21 protein-coding genes are annotated in these 25,198 nt (G+C 69.3%); 7 read left to right on the top strand and 14 right to left on the bottom strand.

What is annotated here, in order from left to right; translation table 11 throughout:
• Nucleotides 1–155: 155 nt before the first annotated feature.
• Nucleotides 156–956, top strand: coding sequence for a sugar phosphate isomerase/epimerase family protein (locus ACL00U_RS00265; RefSeq protein WP_031260100.1), 801 nt, complete (start codon nt 156–158; stop codon nt 954–956).
• On the top strand, nt 953–2,068 hold the full coding sequence (locus ACL00U_RS00260) for a Gfo/Idh/MocA family protein (protein ID WP_017887767.1): 1,116 nt from the start codon (nt 953–955) through the stop codon (nt 2,066–2,068). Before ACL00U_RS00265 ends, ACL00U_RS00260 begins: the two co-directional genes overlap by 4 nt.
• 144 nt (nt 2,069–2,212) lie before the next feature.
• Here the strand turns inward: ACL00U_RS00260 and glgX are convergent, their stop codons facing one another.
• From glgX to ACL00U_RS00240, 4 genes are all read right to left on the bottom strand, one after another.
• Complete coding sequence (gene glgX / locus ACL00U_RS00255; protein WP_071249939.1) at nt 2,213–4,231, bottom strand: glycogen debranching protein GlgX; 2,019 nt, start codon at nt 4,229–4,231, stop codon at nt 2,213–2,215.
• Between the two features lie 59 nt (nt 4,232–4,290).
• On the bottom strand, nt 4,291–4,905 hold the full coding sequence (locus ACL00U_RS00250) for a TetR/AcrR family transcriptional regulator (RefSeq protein ID WP_017887769.1): 615 nt from the start codon (nt 4,903–4,905) through the stop codon (nt 4,291–4,293).
• 133 nt (nt 4,906–5,038) lie between these two features.
• Nucleotides 5,039–5,575: a MarR family winged helix-turn-helix transcriptional regulator gene (locus ACL00U_RS00245; RefSeq protein WP_056072603.1), complete on the bottom strand. Its 537-nt coding sequence runs from the start codon at nt 5,573–5,575 to the stop codon at nt 5,039–5,041.
• Between the two features lie 18 nt (nt 5,576–5,593).
• The gene (locus ACL00U_RS00240) at nt 5,594–5,776 is read right to left on the bottom strand and encodes a hypothetical protein (RefSeq protein WP_017887771.1); all 183 of its coding nucleotides are present in this window, start codon (nt 5,774–5,776) and stop codon (nt 5,594–5,596) included.
• 226 nt (nt 5,777–6,002) lie between these two features.
• Between ACL00U_RS00240 and ACL00U_RS00235 the strand changes: the two genes are divergently transcribed.
• Entirely contained in the window at nt 6,003–6,461 is a 459-nt protein-coding gene (locus ACL00U_RS00235) for an Hsp20/alpha crystallin family protein (protein ID WP_412873681.1), read from the top strand.
• Nucleotides 6,462–6,472: 11 nt separating this feature from the next.
• Nucleotides 6,473–6,799, top strand: a complete 327-nt coding sequence (locus ACL00U_RS00230) for a hypothetical protein (RefSeq protein WP_042538024.1) — start codon at nt 6,473–6,475, stop codon at nt 6,797–6,799.
• 69 nt (nt 6,800–6,868) lie between these two features.
• On the opposite strand, the gene ACL00U_RS00225 is transcribed toward ACL00U_RS00230, so the two are convergent.
• Nucleotides 6,869–7,750: a manganese catalase family protein gene (locus tag ACL00U_RS00225; protein ID WP_214532050.1), complete on the bottom strand. Its 882-nt coding sequence runs from the start codon at nt 7,748–7,750 to the stop codon at nt 6,869–6,871.
• A 497-nt stretch (nt 7,751–8,247) separates the two neighbouring features.
• Between ACL00U_RS00225 and ACL00U_RS00220 the strand changes: the two genes are divergently transcribed.
• The 3 genes from ACL00U_RS00220 (at nt 8,248) to ACL00U_RS00210 (ending at nt 11,064) form a co-directional block, all read left to right on the top strand.
• Nucleotides 8,248–8,934 carry an SDR family NAD(P)-dependent oxidoreductase gene (locus ACL00U_RS00220; RefSeq protein ID WP_017887776.1) on the top strand — a complete coding sequence of 229 codons (687 nt, stop codon included), beginning with the start codon at nt 8,248–8,250 and terminating at the stop codon, nt 8,932–8,934.
• A gap of 250 nt (nt 8,935–9,184) precedes the next feature.
• On the top strand, nt 9,185–10,396 hold the full coding sequence (locus tag ACL00U_RS00215; protein ID WP_236558901.1) for a sensor histidine kinase: 1,212 nt from the start codon (nt 9,185–9,187) through the stop codon (nt 10,394–10,396).
• Complete coding sequence (locus ACL00U_RS00210; RefSeq protein WP_056072621.1) at nt 10,393–11,064, top strand: response regulator; 672 nt, start codon at nt 10,393–10,395, stop codon at nt 11,062–11,064. The genes ACL00U_RS00215 and ACL00U_RS00210 overlap by 4 nt, the downstream gene beginning before the upstream one ends.
• Here the strand turns inward: ACL00U_RS00210 and ACL00U_RS00205 are convergent.
• The 9 genes from ACL00U_RS00205 to ACL00U_RS00165 form a co-directional block, all read right to left on the bottom strand.
• Complete coding sequence (locus ACL00U_RS00205) at nt 11,061–11,819, bottom strand: triose-phosphate isomerase family protein (protein ID WP_042538028.1); 759 nt, start codon at nt 11,817–11,819, stop codon at nt 11,061–11,063. The genes ACL00U_RS00210 and ACL00U_RS00205 overlap by 4 nt on opposite strands.
• A complete protein-coding gene (locus ACL00U_RS00200) occupies nt 11,816–13,522 on the bottom strand; it encodes a dihydroxyacetone kinase family protein (protein WP_412873680.1) in 1,707 nt (568 codons plus the stop codon). The genes ACL00U_RS00205 and ACL00U_RS00200 overlap by 4 nt, the downstream gene beginning before the upstream one ends.
• Nucleotides 13,519–14,910 (bottom strand): MFS transporter, encoded by a 1,392-nt coding sequence (locus ACL00U_RS00195; protein WP_412873679.1) that lies wholly within the window; start codon nt 14,908–14,910, stop codon nt 13,519–13,521. Before ACL00U_RS00195 ends, ACL00U_RS00200 begins: the two co-directional genes overlap by 4 nt.
• 120 nt (nt 14,911–15,030) lie before the next feature.
• Entirely contained in the window at nt 15,031–15,816 is a 786-nt protein-coding gene (locus ACL00U_RS00190; protein WP_412873678.1) for an SDR family NAD(P)-dependent oxidoreductase, read from the bottom strand.
• A gap of 15 nt (nt 15,817–15,831) precedes the next feature.
• On the bottom strand, nt 15,832–16,785 hold the full coding sequence (locus ACL00U_RS00185) for a 3-hydroxyacyl-CoA dehydrogenase family protein (RefSeq protein ID WP_412873677.1): 954 nt from the start codon (nt 16,783–16,785) through the stop codon (nt 15,832–15,834).
• Nucleotides 16,782–17,804 (bottom strand): sugar phosphate isomerase/epimerase family protein, encoded by a 1,023-nt coding sequence (locus ACL00U_RS00180; protein ID WP_274008157.1) that lies wholly within the window; start codon nt 17,802–17,804, stop codon nt 16,782–16,784. The genes ACL00U_RS00185 and ACL00U_RS00180 overlap by 4 nt, the downstream gene beginning before the upstream one ends.
• Before the next feature lie 93 nt (nt 17,805–17,897).
• The gene (locus tag ACL00U_RS00175) at nt 17,898–18,614 is read right to left on the bottom strand and encodes a GntR family transcriptional regulator (RefSeq protein ID WP_017887786.1); all 717 of its coding nucleotides are present in this window, start codon (nt 18,612–18,614) and stop codon (nt 17,898–17,900) included.
• Between the two features lie 457 nt (nt 18,615–19,071).
• The gene (locus ACL00U_RS00170) at nt 19,072–19,680 is read right to left on the bottom strand and encodes an RHS repeat-associated core domain-containing protein (RefSeq protein WP_031260109.1); all 609 of its coding nucleotides are present in this window, start codon (nt 19,678–19,680) and stop codon (nt 19,072–19,074) included.
• 948 nt (nt 19,681–20,628) lie between these two features.
• A complete protein-coding gene (locus ACL00U_RS00165) occupies nt 20,629–25,014 on the bottom strand; it encodes an RHS repeat-associated core domain-containing protein (protein ID WP_412873676.1) in 4,386 nt (1,461 codons plus the stop codon).
• Nucleotides 25,015–25,198 lie beyond the last annotated feature (184 nt).

Here is a 25,198-nt window from a genome sequence, read left to right as displayed (position 1 = left end):
GGGCCGTGACGCGCGGGCCGTCCGGGCCGCGTCACACGGGGCAGCAAAAACTACACACCGGGTGGTTTTTGGGGTAGCGTCGTCATCGATCTCGCCGCGGAGCATCGCTCCTCGACGGGCCGCGACACCCAGACAGGATCGAAGGAGCCTCTGCAATGCCCACCACTTCTGTGCAGCTGTACTCGCTGCGCGACGCCATCGCCGAAGACCTCGACAAGGCCATCGCCCGTGTCGCCGAGATCGGGTACGAGAACGTCGAGCCCTACGCGTTCGTCGAGCGCGCCACCGACCTCGAGCGTGCGTTCGCGGCCACCGGCCTCAAGGCTCCGTCCGGCCACGTCGCCGTGATCGACGCCGAGGACACCGCGCCGATCTGGGACGCCGCCGAGCGCCTCGGCATCCACACCGTCATCGACCCCTTCATCCCGACCGACCGCTGGCAGACCGCCGACGACGTCGCGAAGATCGCCGAGCGCGTCAACGAGCTGACCGCCGAGGCCGCCGGCCGTGGCCTGCAGTTCGGGTACCACAACCACCAGTGGGAGTTCACGAACAAGGTCGACGGCCGCACCGTCTACGACCTGTTCGTGTCGCAGCTGTCGCCGGAGACCGTCCTCGAGGTCGACACCTTCTGGGCGACCGTCGGTGGCGCCGACGCCCCCACCGTGCTCACGGGCCTGGGCGACCGCGTCGTCGCGATCCACGTCAAGGACGGCAAGGTCGACGGTGACATCCGCACCGCGCTGCCCTCGTCCGAGAGCGCCCTGATCGTGCCCGAGGCACTGCAGCGCGCCTTCGAGAACCAGACCCCCGCCGGCCAGGGCGACGTCGACGTGGCCGCCATCCTCGCCGCCGCACCCGAGGCCATCCGCGTGGTCGAGTTCGACGCGTACAAGGGCGACGTCTTCGAGGGCATCACCGAGTCCCTCACCTGGCTCAAGGACAACGACAAGTGAGCCGCGTCGGGATCGGCATCATCGGTGCCGGCAACATCTCCACCCAGTACCTCGAGAACCTGACGAAGTTCGCCGACGTCGAGGTCCGCTTCGTCGCCGACGTGCTGCTCGACCGCGCTGCTGCCCAGGCGGCGGAGTACGGCGTTGCCGCGTCCGGCACGGTCGAGGAGCTCCTCGCCCGCGACGACATCTCGATCGTGATCAACCTGACGATCCCGGCCGCACACGCCGAGGTCGACCAGCAGATCATCGACGCCGGCAAGCACGTCTGGAGCGAGAAGCCGATCGCCACCGACCACGCGTCGGCCGCGGCGGTGCTCGAGTCGGCGAAGGCCAAGGGCCTGCGCGTCGCGACCGCTCCGGACACCGTGCTCGGCGCGGGCATCCAGACGGCGCTCCGTGCCATCGCCCGCGGCGACATCGGTGAGCCGCTCTCCGCGACCACGCTGTTCCACGTCCCCGGACCCGAGGCGTGGCACCCGAACCCGGACTTCCTGTTCGCCACCGGTGCCGGCCCCCTGTTCGACATGGGCCCGTACTACGTGACGACCCTGGTGCACGCGTTCGGCACCGCCTCGCGCGTGCAGGCCGTCTCGTCGAAGTCGCTCGACCGTCGCACGATCGCGTCCGGCCCCCGCGCCGGCGAGACGTTCCCGGTCGAGGTCCCGACGCACCACGCGGCCCTGATCGAGTTCGCCGGCGGGCAGTCCGCACAGTCGACGTTCTCGTTCCAGCACGCCCTGCCGCGCATGGGCTTCGTCGAGATCAACGGCACGCTCGGCACGATCTCGCTGCCCGACCCGAACACCTTCGAGGGCTCGTCGCAGCTCTGGCGCTACGGGCAGGACGAGCCCGAGACGCTCGAGGCGGTCGGCTCCACCTGGGGCCGTGGCACCGGTGTCGTCGAACTCGCCCGCGCCATCGCCGAGGACCGCCCCGAGCGTGCCTCCGGCGCCGTCGCGCTGCACGTGCTCGACGTCCTGCTCGGCATCCGTGACGCGGCCGAGTCGGGTTCCGCCGTCGACATCACGTCGACCGTGGACGCGATCCCGCCGCTGCCCGAGGACTTCGACCCCGCGGCAGCCGTGCTGACCGCGGGCGCGAACGCCTAGGAGCGCCGCGCGCACCACGAGCACCACTTCGTGAGCAGGAATGGTCGGGTCCCCACCGGGAACCCGACCATTTCTGCTCACCAAGCGAAGCCGCGCGAGCGCCCCGCCCGCGCGAGCGAGCCCGCGCGAGCGCCGCGCCCCGCGTCAGACCAGCGCGGTGAAGGACGCGTCGCGCACGAGCAGCGTCGCCGCGTCGCCCACCACGGCCTGGTCGGGGTCGCTCGACAGCCCGAGCGACCAGTTGCCGCCGCCCGGACGCTCCGGCAGCGTGAACTCCACCGTGGTGCCCGACGCGTTCAGCAGCACGGCCACGGTGTCGTCCCCCTGGTGCAGCACGAGCGTCACGGCCCGGTTGCCACCGTCCGCCCAGTCGCCGTCCTCGAACCCGGCGGCGTCGGCGCGGAGCACGCTCACCGTCGACTCCGAGTCACCGGGCGCGGTGCGGAACCACTCCGGACGCAGTGCCCGGTGCTGTCGACGGAACGCGATCGCCGCCGTGGTGAAGGCGAGCAGGTCGTTGTCGGCGGCGGCCCAGTCGAACCACGAGATCTCGTCGTCCTGGCAGTACGCGTTGTTGTTGCCGCCCTGCGACCGGGCGAGTTCGTCGCCACCCAGGATCATCGGGACGCCGGCGGAGAGCAGCAGGGTGCCGAGGAAGTTGCGGCGCTGCCGGTCGCGGTAGTCGTTCACCGCGCCGTCGTCGGTCGGGCCCTCGATGCCGCCGTTGAACGAGGTGTTGTCGCTCTCGCCGTCGTTGTTGTCCTCGCCGTTGGCCTCGTTGTGCTTGTCGGCGTACATCGTCAGGTCGGCCAGGGTGAAACCGTCGTGGGCGGTGACGAAGTCGACCGAGCAGAGCGGTGATCGGCGCGACCCCTCGTAGACGTCCGGGCTGCCCAGGACCCGCTGGACGGCGTCGCCCAGCGCACCCTCGTCACCACGCCAGAAGGAGCGCAGGTCGTCGCGGTACTTGCCGTTCCACTCGGACCAGTCGGCCGGGAACCCGCCCACCTGGTAGCCGGCGGTGTCCCACGGCTCGGCGATCATCTTGACCTCGCGCAGCACGGGGTCCTGGTGGATGATGTCGAGGAACGCGGAGTGCTTCTCGGCCTCGCCGTCCTGGCGGGTGAGGGTCGTGGCCAGGTCGAACCGGAAGCCGTCGACGTGCATCTCCTCGACCCAGTAGCGGAGCGAGTCCATGATCAGCCCGAGCGCTGCCGGGTGTCCGACGTTCAGGCTGTTGCCGGTGCCGGTGGTGTCGAAGTAGTTCGCCTCGTCACCCTCGACCAGCCGGTAGTACGACTGGTTGTCGATCCCCTTGAACGACAGCGTCGGGCCCATGTGGTTGCCCTCGGCGGTGTGGTTGTAGACGACGTCCATGATGACCTCGAGTCCCGCGGCGTGCAGGGCCTTGACCATCGACTTGAACTCGGCGACCTGCTGCCCGGCGGTGCCCGAGGACGAGTACTCGTCGTGCGGCGCGAAGAAGCCGATGCTGTTGTAGCCCCAGTAGTTGCGGAGCCCCTTGTCGAGCAGCGTCGAGTCCTGCACGAACTGGTGCGTCGGCAGCAGCTCGACCGCGGTGACGCCGAGGTCGGTCAGGTGCTTGATCGCCGCCGGGTGGGCCATGCCGGCGTAGGTGCCGCGGATCTCCTCGGGGACGTCCGGGTGCTGCTTCGTGAAGCCCTTGACGTGCACCTCGTACACGACGGTTTCGGTGAGCGGGGTCCGCAGCAGGCTGTCGCCGTCCCAGTCGAAGGACCGGTCGGCGACGACGGACTTGGGCATCGCGCCGGCCGAGTCGGTGTCGTCGAGCTGCTCGGGGTCGTTCATGTCGTGACCGAAGAGCGCCTGGCCCCACTCGTACTCGCCGTCGATCGCGGTGGCGTAGGGGTCGAGCAGGAGCTTCGCGCCGTTGTGACGCAGGCCGTTCGCCGGGTCCCACGCGCCGTGCACGCGGAAGCCGTAGCGGGTGCCGACGGCCACGCCGGGCACGACGTCGTGGAAGGTGTAGCCGGTGCGGTTGCGGAGCTCGGTGCGGTGCTCGGTGCCGTCGTCGTCGAAGGTGCAGAACTCGACGCGCTCGGCGGTGCTCGAGAACAGGGCGACGTTGGCGCCCCCGTCGACGAGCGTGACGCCGAGCGGGGTGCGCGTGGAAGTGGTCATGCTGCCCTTCTACCGGCCGGTCGCTGTGCCACCGGCAGTCTGGCCGTACCCCTGGCCGCTCAGCGCACCGGCGGGACCAGCTGCTCCAGCAACCGCAGCACCCGTTCACCGTCGACGGCGTCGGGGTCGAGCAGCCACTGCACCTGCAGCCCGTCGGACGCCGCGATGCTCAGGCTCGCCAGGTCGACCGGGTCCAGGTCGGTGCGGATCCGTCCGCTCGCCTGGTCCGCCTCGATGAGCACGGCGAGTTCGGCGCGCAGCCGGGCGAAGCGTTCGCGCATGAAGTCGCGCGTGGCCGGGTGGCCTTCCTGCACCGCGTCGGCGGCGAGGGTCGTGTACAGCTGCACCAGCCCCGGCACGGCACGGTTGCGCGACGCGCTCTCGCGCATGTCGCCGATCGCCGACTTCATCCGGTCGGGTGCGCCCTGCTCGCGGACCTCGTGCTCCCGGTAGACGGCGAGCAGCAGTTCGTCGCGGCTCGGGAAGTAGTGGCGGAGTGCCGCGTGCGTGATCCCGAGGGCCTCGGCCACGGAACGGAGCGACGAAGCGTCGACCCCCTGTTCCGCGACCATGCGGATCATCTCGTCGAGGATCTGGGTGCGCCGCTCGGCGCCCTTGCGGTACCCGCCGCGGCGCGGCTGGGCCGCGTCGGCGTCGTCCGCGGGGTGGGTCATGCACCCAACTTACCGTTGGAAGGTTTTTACGCCACCGTCGGACGGGAGGCCCGTGGCGGGCGCACCACGGGCCTCCCGTCCGCATCGCGGTCGCGCCGCACCCGTCGGGTCGCGTCAGCCGGGCGCGCTCGCGTCAGTCCTGGTCGTCGACCGTGTACTCGTCGACCGGCGCGGGCGAGCCCGCGGCGAGCGCGTCGACGATCTTCGTGAGCGAGTCGGCGAGGACGGCGTTGTCCGCGTCGGGCAGCTGCTCGAGCACCTGGACGACGGCCTCGTGGAACCGTGCGTACGAGGCGTCGATCTTCTCGGTGGCCTGGTCCGTGGGGGCGAGCACCTGCGCACGGCGGTCCGTGGGGTGCGCCGCGCGGGACAGCAGCCCCTTCTGCACGAGCCCGTCGACGATCTTGGTGACCGACGCGTTCGAGACGGCGAGCATGACGGCCAGGTCCTTCGGGCCCGTCGTGCGGCCGTCCCGGTGGGCCTGCAGCAGGTACCGGACGGCGAGGAACTCGTTCTTCGTCAGGCCGCTGTCGATGCGGGCGGACTCGATCTGCTGGTCCTCGGCGTGCTGCAGGCGGAGCAACGCGTCGACGGCGGTCTTCGCGGCCCGCGACTCGGGTTCGCGGGTGTAGAGGTGGACGTGCTCTCGACGGACGACGGTCAACGGCATGGGGTCATGCGCTCCTTGCTATACGGCAGGCGTGGTGAAGAAGTCCGCGTAGGACGGCTCGGAGCGACCGGCGAGCAGCGAGGGGTCCTGGATGCGACGCGCGACGTACGCGTCGATGACCGCCGGGTCGGTGAGGCCGACGCGCGTGTGGCTGCTGCCGATCGTCGCGACCCGAGGCATCCCGGAGTACGTGCTGTGCATGTCCTGTCCCGCCCTTCTTGCTTGCCGTGTGTCCCGTTCGGACGGCTGAACTCTTTCACACAGTGAACGGTCAGTTCAACGAACCATTCGCGCTGTGTACGTTTTGCGCGCTGCGTGGTTCTCGGCTTCCTCTGAGCGTTCTTTTGGCACTCGCCAGGGTCGAGTGCTAAAACGGTGGCAGTTGAGTCGAGGGGACTCAACGAGAACCACGAAGGAGTTGATTTCGATGACGATGAACTTCGATCCGTTCCGCGAGCTCGACCGACTCGCGGGTTCGCTCCTCGGCACCGCCGCCGGCCCGCGCTCGATGCCGATGGACCTGTACCGCACCGGGGACCACTACGTCCTCGACGTCGACCTGCCCGGCATCGACCCGGGCTCGGTCGACATCGACGTGGACGGTTCCGTCCTGACCATCCGCGCCGAGCGCACCCTGGGCGCGCCCGAGGGCTCGCAGTGGCTCACCCGTGAGCGCCAGCCCGGCACGTACGTCCGGCAGCTGACGCTCGGCGACGGCCTCGACGCCGAGCGCATCACCGCCGGGTACGACAACGGCGTGCTCAGCGTCACGATCCCCGTCAAGGAGTCCGCGAAGCCGCGCAAGATCGCCGTCACCGTCGGTGGCGGGTCCGAGCAGCTCGCGGTCGGTTCCGGTGCCGCCGGTTCCGGCACCGCCGCCGGGTGAGGAGCTGAGCGATGACGTCCGTCCTGCTGCACGCGGTGGTCGCGGTCCTCGTCGTCACCGCGGCGCTCGCACTGACGAGCCTGGACCGGCGCACCGCCGTGCTCCTCGGGGCCACCGGCAGCCTGACCGGCACGTTCCTGGCCTGGGTCGCCGCGCCCCGGCTGTTCGAGCAGTCGCTCCTGGCGCCCTGGGTCGCGTCGGTGCTCGGCACGGCCCTGCTGATCGCGGGGTGGAGTGCCGTCCGCGCCTACTCGGGCATCTTCGAGGCGCCGCGTGACGAAGAACCCGAGACGGGGGCGCTGATGACCGTGGGCGGGTCCACCCCGTCGGTGCGGTGACCCGCTGACGGACAGGAGGCCCGGTGCACGTCGTGCGCCGGGCCTCCCGTCGTTCCGTGGGTTGCGGGACTACTCCTTGTGCAGCGTGTCCTGCACCAGGCCGGCCGTCTTCTCGACGACGTTCGGCAGCTCGGTGGTGCCGTACAGCCGGACGTCGGGGTGGGTGGGCGGGGGCATCGGGACCGAGGTCGTGGGGCCGTCGTGGTACGAGTACTCGCCCTTGCCGTCGAACGAGGGGCCGCTCGCCCACGGGCCGTTCTTCGCCTCGGCACCGTCGGAGAAGTTGAGGTACTGGTAGTTGACCTCCTGGTTCTCCTTCGACTGCGGGAAGTTGCTCGGCACGGGGAAGCCCTCGACGCCCTGCTCGCGCAGCTCAGCGGCGGCGGTCGCCCACATGTTCTGGTGCATCGTGTCGCGGGCGATGAGGAAGGACAGCAGGTCCCGCACGCCGTGGTCGTCGGTCATGTGGTAGAGCCGGGCGGCCTGCACACGGCCCTGCATCTCGGCGTTCTCGTTCGCCGTGAAGTCGGCGAGCAGGTTGCCGCTGGCGGTGATGTACGAGCCCTGCCAGGGGTTGCCGTTGCTGTCCACCGGACGGGCACCCGCACCGGCGACGATCGCGTGCTGGACGTCGGTGCCGCCGACGATCGCGGCGACCGTGGGGTCGTCCTGCAGCGCGTCCTCGGTGATGCCGAGCGGGGACTTCTCGAGCAGCTGCGCGATCATCGTCGCGAGCATCTCGACGTGGCCCATCTCCTCGGCGCCGATGCCGAACACCATGTCGCGGTACTTGCCGGGGATGTGCATGTTCCACGCCTGGAACTGGTACTGCATGGCGACGGAGATCTCCCCGTACTGGCCACCGAGCACCTCCTGCAGCTTGCGGGCGTAGATCGCGTCGGGCTTGTCGGGCGTTGCCGTGAACTGCAGTTCCTGCTTGTGGAAGTACACGTGGCTCTCCTTCACTCCAGCGGGTGCCCGTCGATCGAGCGGGTCCGTGTGCGATGGTCGGCGCGACCGCCTCAGCGCCGCCTCAAGGAAAGCCAGATCGCGCAGACGGGCGTCAGCGTCCTCTCCCGCGTCGACGCAAGGCGACGACCCCGGCCCACACCGTGCAGCCGGTGAACCCGAGAACGAGCACGGACACGACGGGGATCGCGAACCCGTCTCCGATCGACTGCTGTCCGCGGAGCCAGACGACGACGAGGAGCAGTACCAAACACCCTGCGGCGATGATCGTCGCGACATTTCCAGCTGCTCGTGAGCCCACGTCCACCTCGTTCCGTTGCGATACCCACCGCCATGCACACCTGACGGCTTGCTTGTGATTCCTCAAGAGTAAGTTCGTTGGACGAAGATCTGACCACCGGAGCTCCTGCCGCCATCGGGTGGGGGCTCCGGTGCGCGACGGGCGGGCAGACCGCACCGTCCCGGCATAGCGTGGCCGCGTGGACCTCGAACTCAAGAACCGTGTCGCACTCGTCGTCGGAGGCAAGGGGTACATCGGTACCGCCGTCGCCGACCGCCTCCGTACCGAGGGGGCGACCGTCGTCGTCGCTTCCCGCAGCGCCGAGGACTCCGACGGCAGCGTGCCGATCGACACCGCCTCGCAGGAGTCGGTGGACGTTGGCATCGCCGCCGTCCTCGAGCGGCACGGGCGCATAGACGTGCTGGTCGTGACCGCTGCACCGAGCGCGAGCACCCTCGACCCGGCCCGGAAGTCCGACCCGGAGCAGGTCCTCGACGCGATCGACGGCAAGGCGCTCGGGTTCCTCCGCGTCGCGAACGCCGTGCTCCCCGCCCAGCGCGAGGCCGGGTTCGGTCGCGTGGTCGTGGTGAGCGGGCAGAACGCCTACTTCTCCGGCAACATCACGGCGTCGCTCCGGAACACTGCGGTGAGCGTCATCGCGAAGAACCTGGCCGACGACGTGGCGGGCACCGGGGTCACGGTGAACGTCGTCAACCCCGGGACCGTGACGGACACCCCGTCCGCCGAGGTCCGCCCAGGTGGCCCCGGCGACTCGACACCGCAGCAGATCGCCGACCTCGTCGCGTTCCTGTCGTCGCCGCTGAACGCGGTGTCCGGCGAGTCCGTCTCGATCGCGCACCGGCAGCTGGGATCCGTCGTCGTCTGATCCCCGAGTACCGGGTGATCGCCCCTCGCTTCACCCGCAGGGACGAAGCGCTTCGCCCCTGCGCCCGATGCCCCGGCGACTCCGCGCCACGAGTCTGGTGACATGGAGTCCTCGACGAAGCACACGATCGCCACGCTGCTGCTCTGCGCCGCGATCGTCACCACGACCGTCATCGCCCTCGCCGCCATGACCGCGGGCGCGTGACGTCGGTCCGCGCTGCACGGCGTGGGCGGCATGCGATGATCGAGCCGTGACCGAACGGGGCAGGTTCCTCCGGCCGCTCGCCACCCGGTCGATCGCCGTCGACGTGGCCTGGGCGGCCCTGGCGGCGTTCGTCTTCCTGCTGCCCATCGACCTCGAGCTCGAGCACGCGAGCCTCGCCGCGGTGCTGTCGGCCTCGGTGGCGATCGCCCTGCGCCGCATCTCCCCGTCCGCTGCGATGGCGATGGTCGTCGTCCTCGGGGTGATCCAGGTCGGCGGCGGCGAGCGCCCGTCGCTGGTGGACCTCGCGATGTTCGTCGTGATCGGGACCGCCGCGGTCGTCGGCACCCGCACCGAGGTCGTCGTCTCCGGTGTGCTCGCGGTCGTCGCCGGCGCTGGGGCGACGGTCTACCTGGCGTCGACCGGCTTCCGGTTCCTCGTGCTCATCAACGGTCCCCGCGACCAGGCGTTCCTGGCGATGGCCGCCCCGGTGACCGCGCTGCTCGGTGTCTGGGCGGGCGGGGTCGCCGTCCGCGCCTTCCGCTCCCGCGACCGCGAGTCGGAGCGCCGTGCCGATGCCGAGGCCGCGGCATCGCGTGCCGAGGCCGTCGCCACCGAGGCCGAGGCCACCGCCACCCGCGCCATCGACGTCGCCGAGTCCGAACGCATCCGCGCGGACATCGCCCGCGACGTGCACGACGTCGTCGGCCACTCGCTCGCGGTCATCATCGCGCAGGCCGACTCGGTGCCGTTCCTCGACGACGAGGCGCGCATCCGAGCGGTCAGCGCCACCATCGCGAGCACCGCCCGGAGTTCCCTGGTCGAGGTCCGACAGGTCCTCGGGCACATCGACGGCTCCGCCGAGGCGACCGGCCCGGGGTCGCTCGAGGAAATCGTGCAGGGCATCCGCGACGCCGGGGTCGACGTCGACCGCACGGTGCGCGGGGTCCCGCTGGCCCTGCGCCCGGACACCGGCACCGCTGCCCGCCGCGTGCTGCAGGAGATGCTCACGAACGCCCTGCGCCACGGCGCCCCCGGCAACCCGGTCGTCGTGCGGGAGACCTGGCGGAACGCCGACCTGGTGCTCGAGGTCGAGAACGTCGCCGGTGACGGCACCACGGCCGGCTCGGGCCGCGGGATCGACGGCATGGACTCGCGCCTCGGCGCCCTCGGTGGGTCGTTCGACGCCGCCGTGCTGGACGACGTGTTCACGGCACGCGCCCGCATCCCGTTCGACGTCCAAGGGGGACCCGTCCGATGACCGAACCGATCAGGATCCTGCTCACCGACGACCAGGCGCTGTTCCGCGCGGGGCTCCGGGTGGTGCTCGATGCCCAGGACGACATGCGTGTGGTCGGTGAGGCCTCCGACGGGGCCGAAGCGCTCGCGCTCATCCCCGAGGTGCGCCCCGACGTGGTGCTGCTCGACATGCGGATGGCCGGGATGGACGGCGTGGAGACCGTCCGGCAGCTCTACTCCGGCGCCGTCCCGGGGCCGCTGCCCCGCGTCGTCGTGCTCACCACCTTCGGGCTCGACCCGGCGGCGGCGACCGCGATCCGGCTCGGCGCCAGCGGCTTCCTGCTCAAGGACACCACGCCGCCGTTCCTGTTCGCCGCGGTGCGGGCCGTGCACGAGGGCAGCTCGGTCATCGCCCCGAACGACCTCGCGCAGCTGTTCGGCACCGACGTCGCCCGGGCCCCGGCACCGCAGCCGCCGGAGTTCGCGACCCTGACCGAGCGGGAGCGCGTCGTGTTCGGGTGGGCGTCCCGCGGCCTGTCGAACGCCGAGATCGCCACGAAGGAGTACGTCACCGAGTCGACGGTGAAGACTCAGATCTCGAGCATCCTGGGCAAGTTGTCACTGCGCGACCGGGTGCAGCTCGTCGTCTACGCACACGACCACGGGCTGGCGGGCACCCGCGAGGACTAGTCCGCGGCGACCTCGTCGAGGATCGCCTCGACCGCTGCCGGGTCGTGGGCGAAGCGTCCGAGGAACAGCCCGCCGATCCGGCCCTGCCCCCGCGTGAGCAGGCCGGGTCCGGCGCTGCCCCCGTAGAGCACGGTGCTGCCGTGCAGCTCCGGCCGGGTGGCGAGGTGCTGCTCGATCCCGGCGAGCACCGCCACGATGTGGTCGTCCGGTGCGGGTACCGGGGCGCCGATCGCCCACACCGGTTCGTAGGCGACGGTCAGGGGTCCGGCGCGCCCGTCCGCGACGGCGGTCGACACGGCCCGGTCGAGCTGCGCGGTCACCGCCGCCACGGCCTCGGTCGGATCGGAGGCCCGGTCCGGCTCCCCGACGCAGACCAGCGGACGCAGGTGGTTCCGGAACGCCGCGTGCACCTTCCCCGCGATCGTCGCGTCGTCCTCGTGGAACAGGGAACGCCGTTCGGCGTGCCCGATCTCGACCAGGTCGACACCGATCTCCCGCAGTTCGGCGCCGGAGACCTCGCCGGTGAACGCGCCCGCGTCGGCCCACGACAGGTCCTGCGCGGCGAGCTGCACACCGGTGCCGGTGAGCAGCTCACGCACCGGGACGAGGGCCGGGAACGTCGGCGCCACGAAGAGCGACGCCGCACCCGAGCGCACCGCGGGGTGTCGCCGGGCGATGTCGGCGACCTCGGCCGCCCACGACAGCGTCCGGGCGTGCGAGAAGTACGTCTTCAGCGACACCCCGACGGTGATCACGGGGCGACCGTCTCCACGACGAGGGCGAAGGACAGCGCACCGGGGTCCGCGGTGCCGACGGCCTGGTCGGCGTGCGTCCGCGCCCGGCCCATCCTCGGCACCAGGGACTCGGTGGCGTCCGCTGCCTGACGGGCGGCACGGGCCGCGTCACCCCAGGCCTCGGCGAGCGCCGCCCCGGCGTCGAGCCGGGTGCGGAGCACCTCGTCGAACGGCACCAGCGCGTCCACCATCGTCTTGTCACCGACGGTGGCGCCGAACGCGAGCACGGCCTCGGTGGCCGCGCGGACCCCCTGCGCGACGGTGGCACCCGACGGACGCGAGTCGTCCCCGACCACGCGACCCAGTGCCTCCAGGGCGGCACCCCAGATCGCACCGGACGTGCCGCCGGCCTTGTCGGACCAGGCATCCGCGGCGACCAGCAGGACGGTGCCGGCACCGGCACCGCGGCTGACCGCGTCGGCGGCCGCGACGTCGGCAGCGTGCGATCCGCGCTGCATCCCGATGCCGTGGTCGCCGTCACCCGCGACGGCGTCGATGCGCCCGAGCTCGTCGGCGTGCTCGTCGAGGACGGCGCGGACCGCGGCGAACCCGGCGGCGACCTGCTCGGCGACCGCACGGGACTCGGCGGTCGCCGGACCGATGCCGACGCCCTCGGCGTCCGCCGCCACGGTGGACGGGTCGACCCGCTGTTCGGCGACCGCCCCGCCCTTGCGGTAGGCGGGCGTGTCCGCGGGTGCTGCCCAGAGTTCCTCGAGCTCGTCGTCGAGCCAGAACAGCGTCAGGGAGACCCCGGCCATGTCGAAGCTCGTGACGAGTTCGCCGACCTCGGGCTCCACGATGACGACCCCGGCGTCCGTCAGGCGCCGCTGCACCGAGCGGTAGACGACGAAGAGCTCCTCGTACTTGACCGAGCCCAGACCGTTCAGGATCGGGACCACCCGCTGGCCCTCGAGCGCCACGCCGTCGGGCAGTTCGTCGAGCAGACGGGACACCAGCAGCTCGGCCAGCCCGTCGGCCGACGGCACGTCCGTCTCGTCGATGCCACGCTCGCCGTGGATGCCCATGCCGACCGCCATCCGACCCTCGGGCACCGTGAACAGGGGTTCCTCGGCGCCGGGCAGCGAGCACCCGGAGAAGGCGACGCCGAAGCTGCGCGTCCGGTCGTTCGCCCGTTCGGCGACGGCGGTGACCGTGTCGAGGTCGTCACCGCGCTCGGCGGCGGCGCCGGCGACCTTGAAGACGCAGAGGTCACCCGCGATGCCGCGGCGCTTCGCGCGGTCGTCGGCCGGGGCGCTCGTCACGTCGTCGGTGACGCGGACCGTCCGGACCGGGATGCCGTCGGCCTCGAGCGTGCGCGCCGCGGCGTCGAAGTTCAGGACGTCACCGGCGTAGTTGCCGTAGCTGAGCAGCACACCGCCACCGTGCTCCGCGGCCTTCGCGACCCCGGTGACCTGCTGGGCGCTGGGGCTGGCGAACAGGTTGCCCATCGCGGCACCGGCGGCCAGGCCGTGTCCGACCAGTCCGCCGAACGCGGGGTAGTGCCCTGAGCCGCCGCCGATCACGACCGCGACCGTGCCGTCGGGGCTCGTGGTGGAACGGGCGACCCCACCGTGCACCCCGCGCACCCACCGCTCGTTCGCGGCGACGAAGCCGTCGGTCGCCTCGTCGGCGAAGTCCGCCGGGTCGTTGAACAGTCTGGTCATCGCTTGCTGCCCTTCGGGTCGGTGGTGCGGACGTGCGAGGTGTCGAGCAGTTCGTCGGCCTTGGCCCCGCGGAAGAACTTGGTGCAGAAGATCATCACCGCGGCGACGAACGCCAGGACGCCGAGCGAGACGATGCCGAACGCACCGCTGTCGGTGGGCACCACCTCGTTGATCGCGGTGCGCATGATCGGGGCGACGAACCCACCGAGGTTGCCGAGCGAGTTGATCAGGCCGATGCCCGCGGCGGCTGCGGCACCGGTCAGGAACGCCGTCGGGTACGCCCAGGTGATCGGGCCGACGGCCAGGAAGCTCGCGACGGCCAGGGTGATGAACAGGATGCCGAGCACGGGCTGCCCGTTCGCACCCGCCCACGCGGAGCCGAGGATCGACAGACCGGTCGTGACGTAGAACAGGGTGCCCCAGCGACGACGGCGTCCGACGGAGTCCGCACGCGACCCGATCAGGTAGCAGGCGACGAGTCCGACGAGCCACGGGATCGCGGACACCAGACCGACCTGCCAGCCGACGTCCTGCCCGAGCAGCGAGGACACCTGCTGCGGCAGGTAGAACGTCGTGCCGTAGACGGCGACCTGCAGGCAGAAGTAGATGATCGTGAAGTACCAGACGCGCCCGCTCGCCATCGCGCGCCAGATGCCCTTCGGGCCGTCCTCGCTGCGGGCGGTGTCCTCGCGCTCCATGGCCGCGGTGAGCGACGCCTTCTCGCCCGGTTCGAGCCACTTCGCCTGCTGCGGACTGTTCGTCAGGAACACCAGGGCCGCGATGCCCGCCAGCACCGCGAGGATCCCCTCGCCGGCGAACATGGCCTGCCAGCCGTGGAACGGGGTGACCTGGTCACCGACGCTGATGAGACCGCCGGACAGCGGGGCGCCGATCATCTGCGAGAACGGCTGCGCCAGGTAGAAGATCGCGAACATGCGCACGCGCACCTTGTTCGGGAACCACTCGGACAGGTACATGATCACGCCCGGGAACAGCCCGGCCTCGGTCACGCCCAGGATGAACCGCAGGATGATGAACATCGTGTCGTTCGTCGTGAAGGCGAACAGTGCGGCGACGATGCCCCACGTGACGGCGATCCGGGCGAGCCAGAAGCGCGCACCGAACCGCTTGAGCAGCAGGTTCGACGGGATCTCGAAGATCGCGTAGCCGATGAAGAAGATGCCGGCGCCCAGGGCGAAGGCGGCGTCGGAGATACCGCGGTCGACGCGCAGGGCCTCTTCGGCGAAGCCGACGTTCGTGCGGTCGAGGAACGCGACGAAGTACAGGATGACGAGCATCGGCATGAGGTGTTTCGTCGCCTTGCCGATGGCGGACTTCAGGCCGGGGTCGTTCGTCGACCCGAGCGCGGGGGCAGGGGGTAGTGACACGGGTTCGCTCCTTTGCGAGCACGGTGCGGTCGTTCTGGCGTCCGGCGGTCGGTTCGGTCGTCCGGACGGGAGGCACGGATCGCGTCGCCCGGTCGGCGCGCGTTCCGTGGGCGGCTGGCCCTAGTGCATGTACAGGCCGCCGTCGACGTTGAGCGTCTGGCCCGTGACGAACCCGGCGTCCTCGCTGATGAGGTACGCGACGGCGGCGGCGATGTCCCGCGGGGTGCCGATGCGCGGCAGCACGCCGTCGGCGGCCATCTCGGCCTTCCGCTCCTCGGACAGGGTGCCGCCCATGATGTCGGTGTCGATCGGACCGGGGGCGATCGCGTTGACGGTGACGCCGCGCGGGCCGAGCTCGCGCGCGAGACCACGGGTCAGGCCGATCACGCCGGCCTTCGCCACCGTGTACGGGGTCTTGCTGAAGGTGCCGCCGCCGCGCTGGGCGGAGACCGACGACAGGTTCACGATGCGCCCGTAGCCGGAGCGCACCATCGACTCCGCCGCCCGCAGGCTGGCGAAGTGCACGCCGTCGAGGTTGATCGACAGCACCCGGTGCCACTCCCCCTCGGGCAGGTCGAGGTAGGCGTGCGCGGACGAGACCCCGGCCAGGTTCACCAGTGCGGTGATCGGCCGGAGTTCGGCCTCGATCGTGTCGAAGGCCGCACGGACGGCGGACTCGTCGGCGACGTTCGCCCCGACGCCGACGGCCCGAACGCCGTGCTGTTCGCGGATCTCGGCGGCGACCTGCTCGCTCGCCGTCTGGTCGAGGTCGATGATCCCGACGTCCCACCCGGCCTCGGCCAGGTGGTGGGCGGTGGCGCGGCCGATGCCCCGCGGTGAGGCGGCCCCGGTGAGGACGACGGTGCGGTCCCGGTGCTGGCCGACTGACTGGTTCTGGTCGCTCATGGTGTCCCTCCCGCCTCAGTGGATCGGTGCCGGGCCGAGCTCGTCGAGGAGCTTCTGCATCGCGACGTACGCCTTGTTCCGGTAGGCGACGAGTTCCGGCGTGCGGTCGGCGGGGACCTCGAGGTACCCGGCGCCGGACTTCGTGCCGAGTTCACCGGCGTCGACGTGCTGCTGCAGCGACGGCGGGGTGGCGAAGCGCTCGGGCCAGCGGGTCTGCAGCGACTCGAAGCAGAACGCGTAGACGTCGAGCCCGGCCATGTCGGCGATCGCGAACGGGCCGAAGAACGGCAGGCGGAACCCGAACGTGGTCCGCACGATGGTGTCGATGTCGTCGGGGCTCGCGATGCCCTCGTCGGCGATCTTCGTGGCCTCCTCGAACAGCGCGTACTGCAGGCGGTTCAGGACGAACCCCGTCGAGTCCTTCACCCGCGCCGACTGCTTGCCGGTCGCGGCGACGACGGTCTCACCGACCTCGATCGCGTGCTCGTTCGTGGTCGGGTGCGGGATGAGCTCGACGCCGGGGATGAACGGTGCCGGGTTCGAGAAGTGCACCCCGAGGAACCGCTCCGGGCCCACGACCGCCTCGGCCAGCGACTCGATCAGGATCGTCGAGGTGTTCGAGCCGATCACGGCGTCGGCGCGGGCGGCCTCGCTGATGCGGCGCAGCGTCGCGTGCTTGATCTCGAGCTTCTCGGGCACGGCCTCTTCGATGAAGTCGGCGTCGGCGACGGCAGCCTCGATCGACTCGGCGGCGCTCAGGTGTGCGCGGACCCGTTCGACGGCGTCTTCGGGGAACAGCCCGTCGGCGACGAACTGTGCGGTCTCGGTGAGCAGCCGCTCCAGGTTCTGCTGGGCGATCTCGGCCGAGACGTCGGCGATCCGGACGGTGTGGCCGGCGAGGGCGAGGACCTGGGCGATCCCACCGCCCATGTAGCCGGACCCGACGACGGCGATGTCGAGGGTGCTCATCGGATTGCTCCTTCGGTGCTGGTTGCTGCAGTCTGGGTCGCCGTCGCGTCGAGCTTCGTCGTCGCGAGGACGGATCGGATGTACTGCTGGTTGGTGGCGCAGACGCCGAGGCTGTCCCCGCCGTACTGCTCGGTCATGACGATCCCGCGGAACCCGTCGGCGACGGCGTCGCGCAGGACCTGGCGGTAGTTGATGAGGCCCGTCTCCATGGTGCTCGGCGCGCTCGTCGCCCAGCTCCCGTCGCCGGCCTCGTCACGCGTGTAGTTCTTCACGTGCAGGTAGTTCGTGTGCGGCATGGTCTTCGCGAAGAGCTCCCGCCAGTCCTCGACGGGACGGTGCAGGCGGATGAGGTTCGCGACGTCCGCGTTCAGCCCGACGTTGTCGAGCCCGATCTCCTCGACCAGGCGGACCGCGCTGTCGGCGGTGCCGAGGTACGTGTCCTCGTACAGCTCGAGCGCCATCGGCAGCCCGACGCTCGCAGCGTGCTCGCCGAGCTCCCGCAGTCGCTTGACCGCGGCGTTCCAGACCTCGGGGTCGTCCGGGTCCTTCGGGCCCGGCGCCGTCCAGAACCACAGCGCGCGCTTCTGGGCGTCGGTGAACGGCTGGTGCAGCCCGGTCGAGAAGACCTGCATGCCCCACTCGGCCGCCGCGTCGATGGTGCGGTGGGCGTAGGCGAGGTTCTCCTCCTCGTGCCCGGGCTGGATGACGCTCTTGCGCTGCAGGTGCACCGACGGGATGCCGATGCCGTGCGCCTTCGCGACGGCGAACAGCTCGTCGCGGCGCGAGGGTTCGAGGTCAGCGGGCCGGATGTGGCTGTCGGCGAGTTCGGCGAGCGAGAAGCCGACGGCCTCGATCTGCCCGAACACCTCGTCCCACACCTCGGCGGGGGCGTCGTGGAATGCCGTCCCGTCGCGGGTGACCTGCGCGAACCCGTGCAGGCACGCGGCGACCGGCCAGGTCTCCGACGTCCAGGTGGTGGGGTCCCAATCCTGGTCGACCCAGTCCTGTGGAGTGGTCACGGAATGCTCCCTTGCATGTCGTGGTGGTTCAGCCTTGAACCTCTTTCCTATAGGAAAGATACTCGCACGACGCCGGAACGCAACCCCTCCGCCTCAGCTCGTGTGGGACGCGTCCGCGCGCGAACGCAACCGGACGGCGTCGATGTGGAGCCGCATCGCGGCGACGGCCGACGTCGGGTCCGCAGCGAGCGCCTCCAGGATGGCCCGGTGTTCCTGGACCGCACGATCCGTGTCGTCCCCGCCGCCCTCGACGATCTGCCGCATGCGGTGCACGCGCGTCGTGATGATCTCGGACATCTCCTCGAGGAACGGGTTCCGTGTCGCGTCGAAGATCAGCTGGTGGAACTGCCAGTCGCTGCGGAAGAAGCGGGCCATCAGCTCTTCCGGCGCGTGCGCAGCACCGACGGACGCGACCTCGGCGGCCACCGCCGCCTGCTCGTCGAGCGCTGCCGCCAGCCGCTCGCGCAGGCCGTCGACGTCGCCGCGGGCCGCGAGTTCGACGGCGCCGCTCTCGACGATGAGCCGGGCGTCGAACAGGGCCTCGAGCTGGTCGCCGGCCAGGGGCGGGGAGACCCGGTACCCCTTGTTCGCTTCACGGGTGACGAGGCCGGTGCGTTCGAGTTGCACCAGGGCTTCGCGGACCGGGGTCGGCGAGACCCCCAGCGAGCGAGCGAGGCCGTCGATCGACAGCCGCATGCCCGGTTCGACGTCGTGACCCATCAGGACCTCGAGCACCCGGTCGTAGACGCGGTCGCGCAGGCCGAGCTGCGTGATGCGCTCCGTCCCGAAGCCGGGCATGGTCGTGGACATGGGTCGATCCTAGAGAATCCACGACTCGGGCTGAGTGCGAGGGCTCCGACCAGGCTGCGCTGCCATCGGCCCCCCACTCTTGCGAAATCGACTCACCCGCATGATCGGGCTCACGATGGACTTGCTCGCAGACATTGCGGCCTTCCAGTCCCCTTCACCTGATCGACCATGCGCCCTTGCCCCGACACGACGCCCGAATGTCGTGGTTTCTCCGTCAAAGGCCGCTCACGTCCTAGTTCGTCAGGACAAGGAGGATCAGCGCCACCCCGTCGATCAACGCGACGATGATCCCACTCCAGAACCATCGCCCTCCGGCTCCGCGATGGAGCTTTCCGTCGCGCCATCCTTCTGTGGAAATTGTTCGCTGGACACCCACTCCAACGAGCACCAGTGCGCCGACTGCAATAACCAGCAGGACTGTCCATGTGATCCAAAAGCCCGACATGTTGCGGCCCTCCTAGCCACGCGGCAGGTACTTGATCAGCTTGCCGGCGATGCCACCGCCGAAGCCTCCAATAGCCCCGCTTACCGTTCCTTCGAGTGCCGCCTGCCCATAGTTATCTCCACCTTCAACTGCTTCCTGGGCGATACCGCCAAAACCTCCGAACACTCCACCCAAGACCACTCCACCCACCAAGCAACCGATTCCTGCGGTTGACGCGCAAACTGCGGCGGTCCCGACGGCAGCGATTGTCGCCACACCCGCATTGACGGCCGCTCCCCCGACGCTACGACCCGAGGAATCTGACTTATTGATGGGGTCAGCTCCCGCGAACGCGTAGCGGTTGGCATTACTCGGGCTGAGGGGCGCGTCGAGAGTGTCACGTTCGATCCACCCGCCCGTGACGCTGGACTGCCAGCGGTACCCGAACTTGGTGAGCCCGTTGTCGGTGCTGGACGAGCGGAGACCACTCTTGAACCCGTAGGGGTTCTGCTTCCACTGCGCGCTGTCGCCGCCGACGGTGACGGTTTCGACGCCGTACGGGTCGTACGAGACGGTGTACGCGGTCTTGCCAGTGTCAGCGATCGCGGCGACAGGGTTGCCGGTGCCGTCGATGACCCACATGCTCGTGGTGCCGTCGGTGGTCTGCAGGTCCAGCGGCTGCCCCGTGCCCGGGTCGCTGATTTGCCGGTGCTATGCAACGCTATATCTCGGTGAGCACCCAAACCATCAGCGATGCTTAGTGCGACTTGGGAACGCTAAGCCTATCGCAAAATATCCGAGGAGAGCAGCACTCACTACGGCTAGGGAGCCACGCCATAAACTACCCTCTACGAAAGAAAGCACAGCGTAAATTCCAATGATCACGGCCGCTACGCCCATCACCCCAGCCACTAACTTCTGTTCGTTTTTACTTCGTGTCCTGTTGATGATTCACACCCCTATCGCGGGTTCAACCGCGGCCGAGTGATCGGTTGTCGGAGGAATCGAGGAGGATCGCTACACGGGTGAAACGCTCCGCGCGCGACTGCACCGTTCGATCGGGGGAGCAGCCGCGACGGCTGGCGCCCTCGCGTAGATCTGACCGTGGCGCTCGGCACGGGCGCGTCGGATCGCGGACTGTTGCCGGCGCCATCGTGTTCCTAGGGCTACGGTCGCGCGCAGGGGTCGCACCAGCTCCTGTGCGGACCGGAGTCGAGACGAAGCTCCTCCGGTCCGTTCCACACCCCAGTGGGGTCGCGCAGACCGTGCGGTGAACGACCGGCTACCGGACAGCCCAAGCCTTGATCGCTTCGGCGATGGTCGCACCGTCCTCACCCGGCGACCGCTGGACCAGTAGTGGAGGTCTCAACCGATGGAGCGGTCGCTCGCACCAACTACTGCGAATCGTCCGGTGTTAATTTGAGCACAACCAAGATGGGCGGCAAAACGGCTACTACGAAAGCGCCAAGAATGATCAGCGCAAACACTATGTCAACCTGTTGCAGTCCGACAATTAGTCCAATAACGAGGACACCCACAAGAGCAGGCGAAATCGCGACAATGCGATCGCGTTTCGGGTTGGATTGTTTTTTACTCACTATAACCTCCAGCAAGGGACGCGCCGAGCACGAAACCGGCACCGAATATTGCACCCAACGCAGTGCCGATTGCAGCCCCCGGTCCTGCACCTGGCCCACACCCAATTGCGATGGTGGCGATGCAACCGACCGCAGCCCCGATCCCCGTTCCGACGCCTGTTGCAAGAAGGAAGTCCGCTCCCGCCAGCCTCCAATTATAGAGGCCAGTCGGATCACTGCCGTTGATCGGATCGGCACCCGCAAAGGCGTAGCGGTTGGCGTTCGTTGAGCTGAGGGGTGCATCGAGGGTGTCGCGTTCGATCCATGCCCCAGTGATGCTGGACTGCCAACGGTAGCCGAACTTGGTGAGCCCGGTGTCGGTGTTGCTCGAGCGGAGCCCGACCTTGAACCCGTAGGGGTTCTGCTGCCACTGCGCACTGTCGCCGCCAACGGTCACGGTTTCAACGCCGTAGGGGTCGTAGGAGACGGTGTACGCGGTCTTCCCGGTGTCGGCGATCGCGGCGGCCGGGCTGCCGCTGCCGTCGATGACCCACATGCTCGTGGTGCCGTCGGTGGTCTGCAGGTCCAGCGGCTGCCCGTTCCCCGGGTCGCTGATGACCGACGCAGTCCCGGTGCCCGCGATGGTGCGGCTGGTGATCACGGGGACACCGTTGGAGTCGGACGTGCCATACGTGTAGTCGTACTCGGTTCCCCCGTCGGTGGCCTGCGAGAGCAGCTTGTTCATGTTGCCGCCGGCGTACTCGTAACGGGTGGTGACGCCGTCCTTCGTGGAGGACGTCATCTGCTGCGCCCCGTTGTAGGTGAACGTCTGCCCGGGCGCCTTCACCAAGTTGCCGACACCGTCGTACGCGTAGCCGTCAGAGGTGATCTGCCCGACGGTGTTGTAGGTCAGCGTCTGCGAGCTGGTGACGTCGCCGCCGCGCTTGGCGGTGAGCCGGTTCCCGGCCGCGTCGTAGGTGTACGCCCACGTGATGTTCGTCGCACCGCCGGCCTGCGCGGCCTTGGTGAGGCGACTGTTCGAGTCGTACGTGTACGTGGTGGTCTGCTGGGTGACGTTGTCCTTGACCCACTGGATCTTGTCCGTGGCGTTCGCACTGTTCGTCGCCGAGCAGTCGCCCCCGGCGTCGATCCCGGTGATGTAGCAGTACGTCAGGCTCACGACGGGCTTGGACGGGTCGTCGGCGTTCACGGCGCGAACACCGGTGACGTGGTCGGACACGCCGTAGGTGATCGTCTGGTGCGCCTGCCACGACGTCGGGTCCTTGGTCGGATCCGTGTTCTCGACAGCGCCGAGCCAGGCGTCGGTGCGGCGGCCGTGGTCGTCGTTCTTGTAGACCTGCTTCGCCGTACCGCCGTTCGCGGTCGGGTAGGTGGTGCGGGTCAGGACATTGGCGACGTCGTAGTCGTGCGTGACGGTGCCGTGGGCGTCGGTGACCTTGGCCGTGTTGCCGGCGAGGTCGTAGCCGTAGGACACGGTGCCACCGCCGGCGGTGTTCACGGTCGAGGTGAGCCGGTTCCGCTGGTCGTAGGTGTTGGTGATGGTGCCGGTCGCGGATTGCTCGGTGAGCTGATTGCCGTTCCCGTCGTAGGTGTTCGTCACCGTTGCGGTGCCGTCATCGAACGCGGTCGTCAGCAGCCGGTCGTCGTTGTCGTACGAGTACGTCGTGACGCCGCCGTCACCGTCGGTGTGGTTCTTCACACGGCCGAAGTCGTCGTAGGAGTACTTCTGTTCCCCGACCGTGTTGGCCGGCGCCGTGATGGCGAGCAGCTGGTCGTGGGTGTCGTACGAATACGTCGTCTTCCGATCACCGTCGCCGGGAGCCGTCGCGGACTTCACCGCACCCCACGCATACGGGTCGGTGCCCTTCTTGTTGTACTCGAGCTCTGCCTTCGCCGCCTCCGGACCGGAGCCGCCCGTGGCGGTCGACGTTCGGTTGCCGGGGCCGTCGTAGCCGTAGTTGGTCTCATTACCCGAGCTGTCGGTGACCTTTGACGGCAGGTAGGCAGCCGATCCGGAACCGTACGTCGCCGAGTTCTTCGTGCCCGCGCCGGACTCCGACTGCGTCAGCGACTGCTCGTTGTTCGCCCCGTAGGTGTTCTTCGACGTCGATGCGCTTGCGCCCGCGCCGACACTCGAGTTCTCGACGCCGTTGTTCGTGGACTTGTAGGAGCGGGACTGTTCCCGCTTCGCGGCGTCGACGACGTTCGTGACGAGATCGTTCCCGTCGAGGGTGTAGTTGGTGTACTTCGTGTCCGCCACAGCGACCGACTGATCGGACCGCGGGTCAGCAACCAGCGTGGTGGTGTCGTCCTTGAACGAGAATCGCGTCACAGCGGTCCCCGGCGAGCCGGCAGTGGTGTTGCGCTGTTCGACCTTCGTGACCCGGTCGGACGAGTCGTACGTGAACGCCGTCACGCCACCCTCGGGCGCCGTGATCGAGGTCAGGTTTCCGCTGGTGTACGCGAACGTGGTCTTCTTGCCGAGCGCGTCCGTGTAGGTGGTGATGTCGCCGGTGCTGTTCTTCGTCCACGACACGCTCCGCGAGCTCGAGCCACTGGTCTGCGAGAACGTCTGCACACCGTTGGCGTACGACGAGTTCGCCGTCCGGGCCCCGGTGACACCCGCGGTCGAGACGAGGGACTTCAGGGTGAAGCCCGGCTCGTCGGAGTTGAAGCTGATCTGGTTCTTGTTCCGGTCCACGATCGAGGTGGGCTGACCCGCGAGGTTGAAGTGCGTCGTCGAGTTCGACGTCCACCCCTTCAACGTGTACTCGTGCGTCGTGCTGTTGTCGACGCGGGTCAGGGTCTGCTGCAGACCAGCCGGGCTGGTGAAAGCGCCCTGCGCCCCGGACGGACGGAACTGCCACGTCGTCCCGACGGCGTCCGTGTAGATGACACCGTCGGCGTTCGCGGTGAGGTCCCCAGCGCCGGCGAGGGCGTACTGCCACCGGTTCGCGTCCATCGTGTTGGTGTCACCGACGGTGGTGCTGCGCGAGTTGTACGCGGCGCCGATCGTGGTGTTCTCGGTCACTCCCGGCAGGCTCATCGCAGTCGTGCTGACCAGAAGGTTGCCGGTGCCGACGTCGACGGACGCGTTGGTCTGGTCCGTGATCGGGAACGGGAGTGTCGTCGCCGAGGTTCGTTTGCCGGTCCGGTTCGTCTCACCCGGGCCGCCGGGCAGCGAGTTGTACGCACCCTGCAGGTCCACGAGGTAGTCCATCGCCCCCTTGCCCATGTTCTTGATGCGGATCTTCCCGTTCGCCCCCATCGGAGCGACCACGGTGTTCGACACCTTCGAGGTCTTGTCACTGCTGATCGCCGACGAGGTCGGCTCAGCCGCACCATCGGCCCACATCTTCGCGTACGAGTCCGCACCGCTGTCGTTGACCGCAGTGAACGTCACCGCGGCAGCCGACAAGCCGCCCTCAACGGTCGGGGCGCCCTGGACGCCACCGACCTGCACCGTGAACGAGGCACCCGAAGCGATGCTCGCGGTCTTGCGGGTGTCGATGAGGCGACCGTTCAACGGGGTGAAACCACCGCCCGGGTTCGACTTGAGGAAGTAGCCCTGGATGTCGACGACGAGGTCGATCTTCCCGCCCTCCGCGGCGGTGTCGATGCTGAACTTCCCGTCGGCGTTCAACGCGACCTGCGCGTTCATCGCCGTCTCGAGGTCCTCATTCGAGTTGTAGTTGAGGACGCCGGTGCTCCGGGTCTCACCGGTGGGCGTCGGACGGACGTAGCCGGCCTTGCCCGATCGGTTGATGACGATGATGTTCACCGCGACCGCCGCGGCACCCTCGGGGATGCCGTTCGAGCCCGTCGCCTGGATCGTGCGCTGCGAACCCGCGGGGATCTGCCCCTGCGCGCCACCGATCCCGCCACGAGAGTCGAGCACGCGCGACGGGGACATCGCCACGAACCCACCGGCCGAGACACCGTTCTTCGTCGACGTGTAGTAGCCGGTGATGTCGATGATGACCTTCGACTGCGCCGTCTCGGTCCGCACCTGGATCGTGCCGTCGTCCGCGACCGCGAGCAGCCCGGTGTTCGACCGGTTCCCACCGACACCGGAGTTGTAGATCATCAGCAGCGTCGTCGTGTCGGCATCGTCGGCACGCATCTGCAGCTGCCCCGACCCCTTCGGGTCAGCGACCGTGACCATCATCGTCACGGCGCCGATCCCCGACGACGGGAGCCCGGCGGCTCCGGCGATCTTCACCGTGCGGAACGTCCCTGCCGACGTCGCACCTTCCAGCACGCGGGCGTTCGAAGGCATCGGCACGTACTGCCCGCCCGTCCCGGTCACCACAGCCTGTGCCGGTGTCGGCTGCGACACCACCACCAACAACGAACCCAGCAGGGCGACCAACGCCACCACCGCCAGCATCACTCCACGAACACGACCGGACCACGACGCAGCGAACACGCTAAAGAAACCCCTCTTGCGGCTGCTGCAGCTCACCAGTCCCTGCGACGGTGCTGTGCAGCCACACAGCACGTTACGGAGCTTCGCTCACGCATGCTCCCCCACATCGGGGGGTCGATAGTTGCATGATGGA

The sequence above is a fragment of the Curtobacterium poinsettiae genome (assembly GCF_047226435.1).
GTDB classification, from domain to species: Bacteria; Actinomycetota; Actinomycetes; order Actinomycetales; family Microbacteriaceae; genus Curtobacterium; species Curtobacterium poinsettiae.
Note: the sequence above shows the minus strand (reverse complement) of the source record. Positions and strands in the feature narration are given on the sequence as shown.

What these genes read in the sequence shown, in the direction of transcription:
- ACL00U_RS00170 (WP_031260109.1), bottom strand. Translation starts at nt 19,680, where the DNA reads ATGTGGGTCATCGACGGCACCGGCAACCCTGTCGCCGCGATCGCTGAC.
- ACL00U_RS00200 (WP_412873680.1), bottom strand. Translation starts at nt 13,522, where the DNA reads ATGACCAGACTGTTCAACGACCCGGCGGACTTCGCCGACGAGGCGACC.
- ACL00U_RS00265 (WP_031260100.1), top strand. Translation starts at nt 156, where the DNA reads ATGCCCACCACTTCTGTGCAGCTGTACTCGCTGCGCGACGCCATCGCC.
- ACL00U_RS00210 (WP_056072621.1), top strand. Translation starts at nt 10,393, where the DNA reads ATGACCGAACCGATCAGGATCCTGCTCACCGACGACCAGGCGCTGTTC.
- ACL00U_RS00240 (WP_017887771.1), bottom strand. Translation starts at nt 5,776, where the DNA reads ATGCACAGCACGTACTCCGGGATGCCTCGGGTCGCGACGATCGGCAGC.
- ACL00U_RS00245 (WP_056072603.1), bottom strand. Translation starts at nt 5,575, where the DNA reads ATGCCGTTGACCGTCGTCCGTCGAGAGCACGTCCACCTCTACACCCGC.
- ACL00U_RS00235 (WP_412873681.1), top strand. Translation starts at nt 6,003, where the DNA reads ATGACGATGAACTTCGATCCGTTCCGCGAGCTCGACCGACTCGCGGGT.
- ACL00U_RS00190 (WP_412873678.1), bottom strand. Translation starts at nt 15,816, where the DNA reads ATGAGCGACCAGAACCAGTCAGTCGGCCAGCACCGGGACCGCACCGTC.
- ACL00U_RS00230 (WP_042538024.1), top strand. Translation starts at nt 6,473, where the DNA reads ATGACGTCCGTCCTGCTGCACGCGGTGGTCGCGGTCCTCGTCGTCACC.
- glgX (WP_071249939.1), bottom strand. Translation starts at nt 4,231, where the DNA reads ATGACCACTTCCACGCGCACCCCGCTCGGCGTCACGCTCGTCGACGGG.
- ACL00U_RS00250 (WP_017887769.1), bottom strand. Translation starts at nt 4,905, where the DNA reads ATGACCCACCCCGCGGACGACGCCGACGCGGCCCAGCCGCGCCGCGGC.
- ACL00U_RS00175 (WP_017887786.1), bottom strand. Translation starts at nt 18,614, where the DNA reads ATGTCCACGACCATGCCCGGCTTCGGGACGGAGCGCATCACGCAGCTC.
- ACL00U_RS00185 (WP_412873677.1), bottom strand. Translation starts at nt 16,785, where the DNA reads ATGAGCACCCTCGACATCGCCGTCGTCGGGTCCGGCTACATGGGCGGT.